The 14303-nt window shown below is 57.1% G+C and carries 5 protein-coding genes and 6 pseudogenes; 8 read left to right on the top strand and 3 right to left on the bottom strand.

Going from position 1 to position 14303, the window contains the following annotated elements:
• The first annotated feature begins 5 nt into the window (after positions 1–5).
• On the top strand, positions 6–1223 hold the full coding sequence (gene ugpC, locus JZM24_RS08740) for a sn-glycerol-3-phosphate ABC transporter ATP-binding protein UgpC (RefSeq protein ID WP_215669357.1): 1218 nt from the start codon (positions 6–8) through the stop codon (positions 1221–1223).
• A 2-nt stretch (positions 1224–1225) separates the two neighbouring features.
• Positions 1226–1965 (top strand): annotated as a pseudogene (gene ugpQ / locus JZM24_RS08735) (glycerophosphodiester phosphodiesterase).
• Positions 1966–2448: 483 nt separating this feature from the next.
• On the opposite strand, the gene JZM24_RS08730 reads toward ugpQ, so the two are convergent.
• Positions 2449–2715, bottom strand: coding sequence for a DUF2756 domain-containing protein (locus tag JZM24_RS08730; RefSeq protein ID WP_215669356.1), 267 nt, complete (start codon positions 2713–2715; stop codon positions 2449–2451).
• Between the two features lie 190 nt (positions 2716–2905).
• Between JZM24_RS08730 and ggt the strand changes: the two are divergent.
• The 3 genes and pseudogenes from ggt to JZM24_RS18555 all read left to right on the top strand — a co-directional run bounded on the left by ggt (position 2906) and on the right by JZM24_RS18555 (position 7672).
• Positions 2906–4610: pseudogene (ggt, locus tag JZM24_RS08725) on the top strand (gamma-glutamyltransferase).
• Between the two features lie 177 nt (positions 4611–4787).
• Positions 4788–5651: a carboxylate/amino acid/amine transporter gene (locus tag JZM24_RS08720; RefSeq protein WP_215669355.1), complete on the top strand. Its 864-nt coding sequence runs from the start codon at positions 4788–4790 to the stop codon at positions 5649–5651.
• 1346 nt (positions 5652–6997) lie between these two features.
• Positions 6998–7672 carry a pentapeptide repeat-containing protein gene (locus tag JZM24_RS18555; protein WP_215669354.1) on the top strand — a complete coding sequence of 225 codons (675 nt, stop codon included), beginning with the start codon at positions 6998–7000 and terminating at the stop codon, positions 7670–7672.
• 149 nt (positions 7673–7821) lie between these two features.
• Here JZM24_RS18555 and metR read toward each other — a convergent pair whose 3' ends face one another.
• The gene (gene metR / locus JZM24_RS08710) at positions 7822–8826 is read right to left on the bottom strand and encodes an HTH-type transcriptional regulator MetR (protein WP_246579919.1); all 1005 of its coding nucleotides are present in this window, start codon (positions 8824–8826) and stop codon (positions 7822–7824) included.
• A gap of 102 nt (positions 8827–8928) precedes the next feature.
• On the opposite strand from metR, the pseudogene metE reads away from it, so the two are divergent.
• Positions 8929–11160, top strand: a pseudogene (metE, locus tag JZM24_RS08705) (5-methyltetrahydropteroyltriglutamate--homocysteine S-methyltransferase).
• A 414-nt stretch (positions 11161–11574) separates the two neighbouring features.
• Here metE and JZM24_RS08700 read toward each other — a convergent pair.
• A pseudogene (locus JZM24_RS08700) lies at positions 11575–12402 on the bottom strand (dienelactone hydrolase family protein).
• Positions 12403–12614: 212 nt separating this feature from the next.
• On the opposite strand from JZM24_RS08700, the pseudogene udp reads away from it, so the two are divergent.
• Together udp and JZM24_RS08690 are read left to right on the top strand one after the other, a co-directional pair.
• Positions 12615–13382, top strand: a pseudogene (gene udp, locus JZM24_RS08695) (uridine phosphorylase).
• Positions 13383–13514: 132 nt separating this feature from the next.
• Positions 13515–14043: pseudogene (locus JZM24_RS08690) on the top strand (DedA family protein).
• Positions 14044–14303 lie beyond the last annotated feature (260 nt).

Here is a 14303-nt window from a genome sequence, read left to right as displayed (position 1 = left end):
GCATTATGGCGAGTTTACGATTACAGCAGGTCGTTAAAAGCTACGACGGTAAAACCACCATAATTGCGCCGCTGGATTTGACGGTGGCGGACGGTGAATTCATCGTGCTGGTCGGGACTTCCGGCTGCGGCAAGTCCACCCTGTTACACCTGGTGGCCGGGCTGGAGAGCGTGTCGGCCGGCGATATTTATATCGGCGACAAACGCATCACCGGTTGCGAGCCGCGGGATCGCGGTATCGCCATGGTATTTCAAAATTATGCCTTGTACCCGCATATGAGCGTGTTCGACAACATGGCTTACGGACTGAAGATCCGCGGTATCGGGAAACAGCAGATCCGCCATGCGGTGGAGCAGGTGGCTAACATATTGGAGCTGGAGTCGCTTTTGTATCGTAAGCCGCGAGAGCTTTCCGGCGGTCAACGGCAGCGGGTGGCGATGGGCCGTGCCCTGGTACGTGAACCGGAGGTGTTCTTGTTCGACAAACCGCTCTCCAATTTGGATGCGAAGCTGCGTACGCAGATGCGCCTGGAACTACAGCAATTGCATCGTCGGTTAAAGACCACCAGTCTTTACGTCACCCAAGATCAGGTTGAAGCCATGACGTTGGCCGAGCGGGTGGTGGTGCTTAATCGGGGCCGGGTAGAACAAATTGGCACGCCGACGGAAATTTACCGCCGGCCGGCAACGTTGTTCGTCGCCGGCTTTATGGGCTCGCCGGCGATGAATTTGTTACCTGGCCTTGTCAGCGCCGACGGGCGCTGGCTGCGGCTGGATACAGGGCCGGCGTTGGCGTTGCCCGTTACTCGCGCCGACTGGGCCGACCGTGCGATGACCGCCGGCATTCGCCCGGAGCAAGTTTTGCGCGTGACCGGTGACGAACGAACGTCAGCGGCGGTGAGGGTGGGCACAGTGTCCGTCAAGGCGACGTTACCCGGTGCGGCCGCTGGGCCAGGGGCGCTTACGCCGACAACGGCCGGCATTAACGGTCAGGCGACCTCGGCCACAGCGCCAGCGCGACACGCAGGCGTCACCTGCCGCCTGGAGGTGGCCACACTTGAGCGGCTGGGCGCCGATAATCTGTCTCATGGCCACTGGGAAGGCTGTGCCATGGTAGTGCGTCTGGCTCATGACGATCTCCCGGCGCCCGGCGCGACGCTGCATTTGCATTGTCCGGCCGACGCATGGCACTATTTCGACTCGCAAAGTGGAACCCGGGTGTAAATATGACCAGAGAATGGCTTTATCCGACCATTGTTGCCCACCGTGGCGGGGGATCGCTGGCGCCGGAAAATACGCTTGCCGCCATCGATACCGGCGCCCGCTATGGGTCAGCAGATGATTGAAGTGGATGCCAAACTGTCCGCCGATGGTCAAATTTTTCTTTTGCACGACGATACGCTAGAACGAACCAGCCAGGGCAGCGGCATCGCCGGTCAATTAGAGTGGTCTACCCTATCGCAGATTGAGGCCGGTGAATGGTTCGATGTGGCCTTTCGCGGTGAGCGGCTGCCGCTATTGTCGTCGGTGGCGGAGCGTTGTCGGCAGCACGGGTTGGCTGTCAATATCGAAATCAAACCTACCACCGGTGTTGAGGATAAAACCGGCCGCGCCGTGGCGTTGGCCGCGCGTCAGCTGTGGCAAGGGATGACGCCGCCGCTGTTGTCTTCATTTTCCTTGACGGCGCTGGCGGCCGCGTTTCAGGCGGCGCCGGAGTGGGCTGCTGCTGGAAGAATGGCGCGACGACTGGGAGACGCTGACACGTCAATTGTCGTGCCGGGCCTTGCACCTGCAGCATGAGGCATTGACGGAGGATCGGGTCGAGGCTATTAAAGCCAGCGGGCTGCATATTCTCGCCTGGACCGTTAACAGTCCTTACCGCGCCCGCACATTATTAGGCTGTGGCGTTGACTCCCTCTGTACCGACCGCACTGACCTGATTGATGCTGACTTCGCCAACTCCTGAGATGGCGCGGCCCTCTTGTGCCGCACAAGGCCTGCACGCCGTAGGCCGTGGGTAACACTTTTGGTACCGACCGCATTGACCTGATTGACGCTGACGTCGCCAACGCCTGAGATGGGACGCGGCCCTCTTGCGCCGCACAGGGCCTGCACGGCGTAGGCCGTGATTAACACTTTTGGCACCGACCGCATTGATCTGATTAACGCTGACTTCACCAACGTCTGAGACCCGGGCGCGGCCTTCTTGCGCCGCACAAGGCCTGCACGCCGTAGGCTGTGGGTAACATACTTGGTCCTGACCGCATTGACCTGATTAACGCTGACTTCACCAACGCCTGAGACCGGGGCGCGGCCCTCTTGCGCCGCACAAGGCCTGCACGACGTAGGCCGGGTTAATACTTTTTGTCCTGACCGCATTGACCTGATTGACGCTGACGTCGCCAACGCCTGAGACCGGGGCGCAGCACTCAGGACAAGTACCACGCTGTTAAGGTTGTTTTTGCCGGGTGCGTTGCTGATTGGTTTCCAACTGCTGCTGCAATTGCTGGCGCTGCTGTTGGGTTTGCTGCCGCTGTTGTTGCTGAAACTGTGATTTCTGCTGTTGGGCGCTATTGTCCATATGATTCTGTAATTGTTGAAGCGCCCGGTTGAGGGGATCTTCCACCGGCGGTCGCGGCTTGGTCGCCGCCAGCGCCGGCGGCGCGGCCAACATAAGCGGAATCAGCCAACCCCGCATCACCGGATATGTTTTCATCATGCTCTCCAGTCGTGATCCACTTACTAATTTTACACCTTAATTGCGCAATATGCCGGTGTTCGGCCAATGATAGTGGTAAAGAAAGGGGATATTGGTAACGTACTAATGATTAGCTAATCATTTATCGACAGGAGTCATTATGAGGTTATCTTCCCTGCCGCGTCTGAACATCTGGCTCGAGGCGCTAATGTTATGGGTCTCGGCCACGCCAGCCGCGTGGCCGCAAAGTGTGGCACCGCTTTCCTACGGCGTTGAAAATGATATTTTTCATCCGGTTACCGCGACTCACGGCATGGTCGCGAGCGTGGATAAAACGGCGACCGAGGTGGGGGTGGCTATCCTGCGCCAAGGCGGGAATGCGGTAGATGCGGCGGTGGCGATGGGGTTCGCGCTGGCGGTCACGCATCCGCAGGCCGGTAACCTGGGCGGTGGCGGTTTTATGTTGCTGCGCACACCTGCCGGCTACACAACGGCGATTGATTTTCGTGAAATGGCGCCGCAAGGCGCCTCGCGCACAATGTTTATCGGCGCCGATGGCAATGCCGATAGCCGGCTTTCTCTAACCAGCCCGCTAGCTTCCGGCACGCCCGGCACCGTAGCGGGCCTGACGCTGGCGCTCAGCCGTTACGGCTCGATGAATTTGGCGCAGGTCATGCGGCCGGCGATTCGCCTGGCGGAAAAGGGTTTCACCGTCAATCAGGCGCTGGCGGGGGACCTGGCCCATTATGGTCGGGAAAATGTGATTCATCATGCCAACAGTCGCGCGGTTTTTTTTAAAGCCGACGGACAGCCTTACGCTGAGGGAGAGACGTTGCGGCAGCCGCAGTTGGCCCATAGTTTAATGCTTATTGCCCGTCAGGGGCCGCACGCGTTTTACCATGGAGAAATCGCCGATCAGATTAGCGCGGAAATGCGCCGACGCGGCGGCCTGATTAATCGCCGGGATTTGGCCGAGTATCGGGCGGTGGAGCGCCGGCCGGTGGTCGGCAGCTACCGCGGCTATCAGATCTATACGATGCCGCCGCCCTCCTCCGGCGGCGTCCACATTATCCAGATCCTCAATATTCTGGAAAACGTCGATTTGGCAAAAATGGGGGCCGGTAGCGCCAACGCGCTCCAGGTCATGTCGGAAGCGATGAAGTTTGCTTACGCCGACCGGCCGCAGTATCTGGGCGATCATGATTTTGTCTCGTTTCCCGTGCAGGCCCTGAACAGCAAGGCTTATGCCAAAACGCTGGCGCAGCGAATTGACCTGAATCATGCCCGGCCCTCGTCCACGGTACGGCCGGGGCAATTACAGCCCTATGAAAGCATTCAAACCACCCACTACTCGGTCGTCGATAAAAGCGGTTTCGCGGTAGCGGTCACCTAATACGCTTAACACCTACTTTGGCAGCGGCATCATGGCCGGCAACAGCGGTATTTTGCTCAACAATGAAATGGATGATTTTTCCGCTAAACCCGGCACGCCCAATATTTTTGGCCTGGTCGGCGGGGACGCAAACGCTATAGCGCCACGCAAACGTCCCCTTTCCTCCATGTCGCCGACGCTGGTCGTCAAAGACGGTAAAACCTGGCTGATGACCGGCAGCCCGGGCGGCAGTCATATCATCACCACCGTACTGCAAATTCTGGTTAACACCATCGATTTCAAGATGAACATCGCCGAAGCCACTGCGGCGCCGCGTTTTCATCAACAGTGGATGCCAGATGAGCTACGCCTGGAAAAGAGGTTTAGCCCCGATACGCTGCGCCTGCTGCGCGAAAAAGGGCAGCATGTGGTGATAAAACCGGTAATGGGCAGTACCCAAATTATTATGCGCTTGCCGGACGGCACGCTGGCCGTCGCCTCGGATCCTCTAACGCCAGATGATTTGACGGCTGGCTATTAACCTACGCCTAAAGGAGCAAACGAAAGCCCTTGCACAGGAAATGCCGTTTACGTTCTGTACATCGCGGTGAGAGGGAGTGGGAAGGTTAATAGTTGAACAGCTGTCAACATGATTGCCATATTCTCCCGCACCGCTTTCGGTTACACTGGTTTTTTTATTTTTCCGAGATGACGCCACGTGTTGTTGTTGATTATCACCACCATTCTGTGGGCTTTTTCCTTTAGTTTGATTGGCGAATATCTTGCAGGTCAAGTGGACAGTACCTTTGCGGTATTGATGCGTCTGGCGCTGGCGGCGCTGGTCTTTTTGCCGTTTCTCCGCTGGCGCGGCTATCCTCCGCGGCAATTGTTAGCCTATATGGCGACGGGTGCTTGTCAGCTCGGCATCATGTATTTGTTCAGCTATCAGGCCTATCTTTATTTGACCGTACAGGAATTTTTGCTGTTTACGGTGTTGACGCCGCTGTATATCACGCTTATCTACGATGTGTTGCGCGGTCAGCGTTTGCGCTGGGGCTATTTGGGCAGCGCACTGCTGGCGGTGGCCGGTGCGGCGATTATCCGTTATGACCATCTGAGTCAGCATTTCTTATGGGGATTGCTATTGGTGCAGGCGGCAAATATCTGTTTTGCCATAGGCATGGTGGGATACAAGCGTCTGATGGAAGTCTGGCCGATGCCGCAGCATTCAGCGTTCTCCTGGTTTTACCTGGGGGCGTTTCTGGTGGCCGCGATCGCCTGGGGGTTGTTCGGTAACGCGCAGAAATTGCCCACCACATCGCTGCAATGGGGCGTGCTCATTTGGCTGGGGATCGGCGCATCCGCCTTGGGTTATTTCATGTGGAACTACGGTGCTACCCAAGTGGATGCCGGTACGCTGGGCATCATGAATAATGTCCATGTGCCGGCGGGCTTGTTGGTTAATCTGGCTATCTGGCAACAACAACCGCACTGGCCCAGCTTTATCGTTGGCGGAGCGGTGATTATGGCCTCGCTATGGGTACATCGGCGTTGGGTGGTGTCGACGGGGCGAAATGTGTGATGGGTTAACCTAAAACCTATCTCAATACTTCAGCCTACCTATACTGAAATCTCGCCGTATCCGCGTTCGGTGCCCGCCCGAACGCCGCTGTCGGGCTGCGCTGGCTATTAGAGAGCGTTTGGCTCAGGCGGTAATTAAGGTATTCAACGGATAGAACGTAAATTATATACCGTTACATTACAATACCCTTTCGATTTTTATTCGGGTGAGATAATGCTGCTATACATTGACCTGATTTATAAAACGTCATTATGTCGCGGATAGCAGAGAGCAGAGAGCAGAGAGCAGAGAGCAGATAACATGAGACATCTTAAATATTTAGCGAGACGTAATGACCTTGCCACAGGGATAGAGACTCCGCCATGATATTAAAGCTGGAGGCTTGAGGTAATGTCACCACCACTGCTAATTAGGCAGAGAAACGGAACCCAGGCTATCCTACGCAAGGATACCGGTGTTGCTAAGGCTATATGTTCCCTACGGGAGGGTATCACCCGGGTCGCAATCCTAGTCGCTGGGACTCGCAGAGGCTATTCATATTATTGGCAATATGAATAAGTAAATAAAGGCGCATGATGATTTGATGACATTGGGCTGTTACACCTCGCTTAATACCGTAAAGCTATAGTGAAAATAGCGGCACAATAAAATGCTGGCCTTGGCTTTGGTAAATGAACAGTTAACGCCTAGGGGTTTAAAACCAGCGGTCGTTTGAAGTGCTGGATGGCGCCTGATGTCTGAGTAATTTTGGGTGCCTTAAAAAAAGATTGGCTTTTCCTGGCGGCAGAGCATTTTTATTGTGCGAGCGGGATGCCTGCGTGGGCATCGACCTATGCCGACATCGGAGGCGGATAATAGCGTCAATAAACGGTGCTGTAAGGGTGATTTTCATTTCGCCTCGGCTTCTTTATTGTAACAAAAAGCGCAAGCAGATAAGCCGCAAGATGATTAAACGGCGTCAGGACGCGCGTTTAATCAGAGTATCAACAACATAAATTTCACTTGATAAAAATAAGGAATAAAATGACATTGTCTAATCTTAGCGCAACACGCTGTGCCTTGTTTGCTCAACATGCAGTGGAAGAATACAGCCAGGCTAATAGGCAAACCGCTATTTCGCCACAAGGATGTTTAGAATATCTTTTCAATTTATTCATCCCCGGCAGCGTACAAAATAAATATTAATCGCAATACGATAACTTTACCCATACGCTCATCGACGCATTGGAGAAAAAATAGCCGATCCCACCGACTACACAATACCAAAAACGCTCGAATTCACAGTCGGCGCCAATAAGGTGTCTTATTCTCATACCCCTTCTCATTGGTATAACGGTGAAGTTAAGGTGGAGGTGAAAATTACAGAGCAAAATAATAACACCACTATTGCTACCGTAGACGAAGCGCTTTTCAGAAACACCCTCACTATGTTGCTGTTGCAAAAGCGAACCCATCACTCGGCATACCAATATGCACTGACGAGGGAGGGGGAAATAGACCTGCGCGGCGCCGATTTAAATGGTTACACACTACGCCGTATCGATTTGCGCGGGGCGAATCTGGCCGGCGTTGACGTTAAATATGCCGATCTGTCGTCGGCGGATTTGCGTGGCGCGAATCTGGAGAAGGCGGATATGCGCCATGCCAATCTTACTAGAGCTTCTCTGGCGGAGGCCAACCTGAAATTTGCCTGGCTGCCTGATGCCAAATTACACGAGGCGGCGCTGACGAGCGCGGTTTGTTATAAGACCAAGTTGTGGCGAGCTCACCTCATTGGTGCCAACCTCAGTCATACCGATTTCACCTGCGCCGATTTCGCCGATGCCGATCTCACCTGCGCTGACTTGAGTCACGCGAAGCTCAACAATGCTTGCCTCAGGGGCACCACCCTCAACGGCGCTCAACTGGCATACGCCACTTTCGATGGCACCATTGTTGACGGGGCGACTTTCGACAACACCACGCAAAGAGGGATCCACACGGGGCCTTTTGCCCGCCAAGTGCCGGTCACAGAGTTGTAAGCCACATTTTCGGGAGCGGACTAAGAACACTGCCACCCCACGAGGGTGAAAATCTTGACTCTCAGACCGCCAGGCTAAGGCTTGAGGCCATTGGCCGGCAAAACCGTAATACTAATGCCGGGCAATGCGGGTTGGCCGGGGGACCCCCATCACGGCTTGGCCTGATAATGTCGCAGCCGCCTGCCTAGGGTACATTCCACGCCAGTGGGCGTTATCGCCGGTCGCTGAGTTGCCAGAGAAGGTTTGAGATTTGCCCCGGCGCTGCGGACATAGGGCAAATGAGCGCAGGCGTGCTGCTGGGCGGAGCGGATAAACGCCTCGGTCGCCGGCTGGCGTTGTTCGCCGTCGCGTACGGCGGCGTATAGTCGGCTCCACAACCCTTCCCCAAGCGTCCGGGTGGCGATAAGCCCCTGACGTTCAAAACTTTCCACGACCCAATGCGGCAACGCGGCGATACCCATGCGCGCCGATACCATTTGTATCAGCAGCAGGGTGTTATCCACGGTTTTCAGCATCGGACTGATGCCCGCCGGCTGCAGGAAATGGCGCCAAATGTCCAGGCGGCTGCGCTGTACCGGATAGATAAGCAATGTTTCCTGGTCAAGATCCTGCGGCGCAATGACCTTTTTGTCCGCTAGCGGATGATCTGGCGACAGCACCAGCCGGACCTCGAAATCGAACATGGGCGCGTAATACAACCCGCTGCGCGGCAGGATATCCGAGGTCAGTACCAAATCCAGTTCGCCCTGCTGCAGCGCCGGCTGCGGGTCGAAGGTGACGCTGGAGCGGAAATCCATTAACACTTGCGGCCATTGTTGATGGAATTCCGCCAGGGCCGGCGTCAGACACTGGATACAACTATGGCACTCGATGGCTAAACGTAGCGTGGCCTGGTGAGGTTGCTGGCAGGTTTGCAGCGCCTGCTGCACCTGCGGCAAGATCTGTTCGGCCAGCTGCAGCAGGATCTCGCCCTGCGGCGTAAAACGCAGCTGCTGGCTTTTGCGCACGAACAGGCGAAAGCCGAGCCGCTGTTCCAGATCGCTGAACTGATGCGACAGCGCCGATTGGGTCTGGTGTAGCTGTGACGCGGCCGCCGCCAGCGAGCCGCTGTTACGCAACGCCTGCAGCGTTCGCAGATGTTTGAGTTCGATCATGAGAGTGTTTCACCTGGAAGTGAATAAATTGCGCTTGTGAACAGTACGCTACATGGTGATTATGGATGTATAAACATCTGGACGTCTAAATGGGAGAGGGTAATGGCAATTCTGAGTCACACACTGGGTTTTCCCCGCGTTGGTCTGCACCGGGAATTGAAAAAAGCGCAGGAAAGTTATTGGGCCGGTAACATCAGCCAGCAGCAGTTGCTTGAAACCGGCCGCGAACTGCGGGCGCGTCATTGGCAACAGCAGAAAGACGCCGGTGTCGACCTTCTGCCGGTGGGTGATTTTGCCTGGTACGATCATGTCCTCACCACCAGCCTGATGCTGGATAACGTCCCGGCCCGCCACCGCAGCGGCGCGAACGAAAGCGATATAGACACGCTATTTCGTATCGGCCGCGGCCGCGCGCCGACCGGTGAGCCGGCCGCCGCCGCCGAGATGACCAAATGGTTTAACACCAACTATCACTATATGGTACCCGAGTTTACCCTGGGACAGCAGTTCCGCCTGGGCTGGACCCAGTTGCTGGAGGAAGTGGACGAAGCGCTGGCGCTCGGCCATCGCGTGAAGCAGGTGCTGCTTGGACCGGTCAGTTATCTGTGGCTGGGTAAAGTCAAAAGCGAGGCGTTTGATCGCCTGTCCCTGCTGCCGGTGTACCAACAGGTTTTAGCTAAGCTGGCGAAACGCGGCGTTGATTGGGTACAAATCGACGAACCGGCATTGGTACTGGAATTACCGCAGGCGTGGCGCGAAGCCTATCAAGCGCTGCAAGGCCAGACAAAACTGCTGCTGACGACCTATTTCGACAGCATCCGGCATCAACTAGATATTATCACCACGCTGCCGGTGCAGGGGATGCATGTGGATTTGGTGGCGGGGGACGACGACCTGGCCGAGCTGCACCGGCAGAGTGGGTGTTATCTGCCGGGGTCATCAACGGGCGCAACGTCTGGCGCGCCGATTTGCAGAGCTGGTTTGAACAACTGCGTCCTTTGCTGGGCAAACGCGAGCTTTGGCTGGGATCGTCGTGTTCCCTGCTGCACAGCCCCATTGATTTGAGCACCGAAACGCGGCTGGATGAAGAAGTGAAGAGCTGGTTTGCTTTCGCGCTGCAAAAATGCGCCGAGTTGGGTCTGCTGCGCGCCGCGTTGAACGCGCCGGATGAGGCAAATCAGGCCCGTTTGGGTGAGTATAGCGCGCCTATCCGCGCCCGCCGTCACTCAAGCCGGGTACACAACCCAGAGGTCAAAGCGCGTCTGGAAAAGATCACCGCCGCCGACAGCCAGCGCCAGCAGCCGTACGCCGCCCGCGCAGCCCTGCAGCGTGCGCGCTTTAAACTGCCCGCCTGGCCAACCACCACCATCGGCTCATTCCCGCAAACCACGGAAATTTGCGGCCTGCGTCTGGATTTCAAACGCGGTCGTCTGGACGGCGGCCGCTACCGTACCGGCATAAGAGAACATATCAAGCAGGCCATCGTTGAGCAGGAGCGTCTGGGGCTGGATGTTCTGGTCCACGTCGAAGCCGAGCGCAACGACATGGTGGAGTATTTCGGCGAGCATCTGGAAGGGTTTGTCTTCACTCAGAACGGTTGGGTGCAAAGCTACGGTTCGCGTTGCGTGAAGCCGCCGATCATCATCGGCGATATCAGCCGGCCCGAGGCGATTACCGTCGAATGGGCGCGTTATGCCCAGTCGCTGACCGCAAAACCTGTGAAAGGCATGCTGACCGGCCCGGTGACCATATTGTGCTGGGGAAGATGTGAGCCGTAGAACCATCGCCCGTCAGATTGCGCTGGCGCTGCGTGACGAAGTGGCGGATCTGGAACAGGCCGGTATCGGCATCATTCAGATCGACGAACCGGCGCTGCGCGAGGGTTTGCCGCTAAAAAATTCGGCCTGGCAGGATTATCTGACGTGGGCGGTGGAGGCATTCCGGTTGAATGCGGCGGTGGCGCAGGACGATACCCAAATCCACACCCATATGTGTTACTGCGAGTTCAACGATATTATGGACTCTATCGCGGCGCTTGATGCGGATGTCATTACCATTGAAACGTCCCGGTCTGATATGGAATTACTGGAAACATTTAAGGAATTTGATTACCCCAACGAAATCGGGCCCGGCGTATATGACATTCACTCGCCGAACGTCCCGAGCGAGGAGTGGATAGTCGAATTGCTGCGTAAAGCGGCCCAGCGTATTCCGGCGGAGCGTTTGTGGGTGAACCCTGACTGCGGACTTAAAACCCGCGCCTGGCCGGAGACCCGCCAATCGCTTGCCAACATGGTCACCGACGCCAGAAAACTGCGCGCGGAGCAGCAGTAAACCAGGGCGCCGGTTCTCCGGCGCTCGCGCAGGGAAGCGTAATGCAGCGTGACGACGCCAGAGGAAACGGTCCGGCAAGGGACGGCCGGCACGCTGTGTCAAAATTTAATTTAGCGGAATAATTAAGCCACAGCCGGGAAAGGTTGTTCCACACCAGGGAAATACCCGTCATGGCAGAACGTACCGGCGTTTACTCAAGCGCGGTAGCCACCATCAATCCGGTTAAGGTGGCATCGCATTCTCCCGGGGCGCGACTGCGCCCCTTTTTTATGGGTTACACGCGCAGAGGCATTGGCGCGAGGATCCCGGCAGGGTGCCGTTGGGCCGTACGCAGTTATCAGCTGCGAACGATGGTTTAGCGGGCAGCTTTGCTGCACCTGGTTCGTTGATTATCCCGCCGCCTGTGGCTTTATTTCACTTCACCACGAAGCGAGCAAACCAGGCCAACATGCGTTGCCAGCCGTCCTGCGCCGAGGCGGCATGATAGCTCGGGAGATAGTCGGCATTAAACGCATGGCCGGCCTCGGGATACACCACGATCTCCGCTTCCGCGTTGGCGGCGCGCAGCGCCTGGCGCATCGTCTCAATCGTTTCCAGCGGAATACTGCCGTCCTGCGCGCCGTACAAACCGAGCACCGGTGCACCAAGCTGGGTGGCCACGTCCACCGGGTGCCTGGGCATCGTCAATGTTTTGTCGCCGGTCAATTTACCATACTAGGCGGCGGCCGCTTTGAGTTGTGGGTTATGCGCCGCATACAGCCAGCTGATTCGCCCTCCCCAACAAAAGCCGGTTATCGCCAGACGACGCAGATCGCCGCCCTGGGTTGCGGCAAAGTGCGCGGTATGGTCCAGATCTGACAAGACCTGACTGTCAGGGACTTTACTCACTAATTCCGCCAGCAGCGTAGCGACATCGTCATATTGCGTCGGATCTCCCTGGCGGAAATACAGTTCGGTGGCGATAGCCAGGTAACCTTCCTTGGCCAGACGGCGGCAGAGGTCCTGGATGTGTTGATGGACGCCGAAAATTTCCTGCACCACGATCACCACAGGTAAAGCGTCATGCTGGCCGGCGGGCCGGTCCATCCACGCGGGCATCGCGTCGCCCTGGCTGGGCACGGTGGTGGGGCCGGAGGTCAGATTTGCCTCGTCGGTGACGATAGCGGTCACGGCCGGTGCGCCCGCGGCGCGGGTAAAACCGGTAACCGACGTCTGAGGAGTCAGGGTATCGTTAGGGCTCATTGGCATTAACCTTTTGTCATTATCACCAGTTGGACAGCTACACCTGTCAAATTAGGCCGCCGAAGCCACTTCCGTCAATGTCGCCATCCAGCGAATCTGGATCGCGCTTCCAGAGTAGGATACGGAGAGAAAAATTGGGAGTTAACACGGTAAATCAAAGTTAATAATGATATTATCGGCGATATAAGCCATCATTTGCAGATGTATATGCCGTGGAGCAGTCTGACGTTTTCCATCTTGGCCTGACATTTTCCGACCTGGCAGGCGCCACACTTGCCATCGTGCCGGGTGACCCCCAGCGGGTGGAAAAGATCGCCCGGCTGATGACCAATCCGGTACATCTGGCGACCCATCGCGAATTTACCACCTGGCGCGCCGAGCTGGAGGGCAAGGCGGTGGTTGTCTGCTCAACCGGCATCGGCGGGCCCTCTACCTCTATCGCGGTGGAAGAACTGTCCCAGCTTGGTATCCGTACCTTTTTGCGGGTGGGCACGACCGGTGCCATTCAAAACGCCATCAATGTCGGTGATGTGCTGGTCACCACCGCCGCCGTGCGCCTGGACGGCGCCAGCCAGCATTTTGCGCCGCTGGCATTCCCGGCGATAGCGGATTTTGCCTGCACCACCGCGCTGGTGCAGGCGGCGAAAAAGAGCGGCGCCCGGCTGCACGTGGGCGTGACAGCGTCTTACGACACCTTTTATCCCGGCCAGGAACGCTACGACACCTACTCTGGCCGGGTGGTGCGGCAGTTTAAAGGGTCACTGCAGGAATGGCAGGGCATGGGGGTGATGAATTATGAGATGGAATCCGCCACTTTATTGACCATGTGCGCGACGCAGGGGCTGCGCGCCGGTGTGGTGGCGTGGGTAATCGTCAACCGGCTGCAGTAGGAAACGCCCGATGTGGCGGTACTGCAACAAACGGAAAGCGCCGCCGTGACTATCGTCGTGGAGGCCGCCCGTCTGCTGTTGACCGCCTGATGGCAGGCGATGAGTTATCCGGCGGCCGCGGCTGAGCGGGCGGCCGCCTCGCCGTCTTTCGTTTTCTTGACCGCGGGCGATACGCTACGCTTTAGTGTCCCGCCCGCGGTATGAGTCAGGAATAATGCTTTAGTGGAAGTGTGGATATCCCTTATCACTGATTTTGTCCGCCAGCATCAGGTCTGGGCCATACCCATTGTTTTCTTGCTGGCCTTCGGCGAATCGTTGGCGTTCTTATCGCTGCTGCTGCCGGCGACGATTATTTTGCTCGGGATGGGCGCGCTGATAGGCGAGGCCGGCATCCCTTTTTGGCCTATTTATCTTGCCGCCGTCGCGGGCGGCTTTTTTGGCGATTGGCTCTCTTATTGGGTGGGCGATCACTACCAGCATCGGGTCTATGGCCTGTGGCCGTTTACCCGGCATCCTGCCATGCTCAAGCGCGGCCACGTTTTTTTTTGCGCGCTGGGGGATAGCCGGCGTTTTTCTCGGGCGTTTTTTCGGCCCGCTGCGGGCGGTAGTACCGCTAGTTGCAGGGCTTTGCGGTATGCCGCGGCTTGGGTTCCAGTTAGCTAATCTTTTGTCTGCGGCGCTCTGGGCGTTCGGTCTGCTGGCGCCTGGCGCATTCGGTCTGCGCTGGTTGGCGCGCTTCCTCGGCCAATAAAAGGCGCTGGACATCTATACAGTTCCCCCTTAACGTGACTGTCAGCATGGGTTAGGCGGAGGCAATATGGACTACAGCCTGTTTTACGGTATTGGCGGCGCATTAATTGGCGTAGGGGTTGGCTGGCTCATCGCCGGCGCCCGACAGCATCTGGCGCAGGAGGCGGAACGGGTCAGTCTCGATCAGGGGCTGCAGGCGACGCGTCAGGCGCTCGCCGACGAGCAACACAGTCGTCGGCAGGCCGAGCTCGCGACGCGCGA

It is taken from the genome of Candidatus Sodalis endolongispinus (assembly GCF_018777395.1).
Classification (GTDB): domain Bacteria; phylum Pseudomonadota; class Gammaproteobacteria; order Enterobacterales; family Enterobacteriaceae; genus Sodalis_B; species Sodalis_B endolongispinus.
The sequence above is the reverse complement of the archived record's forward strand: the minus strand, read 5'-3'. Positions and strand labels throughout refer to the sequence as shown.

Bases quoted from the DNA above. Each gene is read 5' to 3' on its own strand.
- JZM24_RS08730 (WP_215669356.1), bottom strand. From the start codon at position 2,715: ATGAAAACATATCCGGTGATGCGGGGTTGGCTGATTCCGCTTATGTTG.
- ugpC (WP_215669357.1), top strand. From the start codon at position 6: ATGGCGAGTTTACGATTACAGCAGGTCGTTAAAAGCTACGACGGTAAA.
- metR (WP_246579919.1), bottom strand. From the start codon at position 8,826: ATGATCGAACTCAAACATCTGCGAACGCTGCAGGCGTTGCGTAACAGC.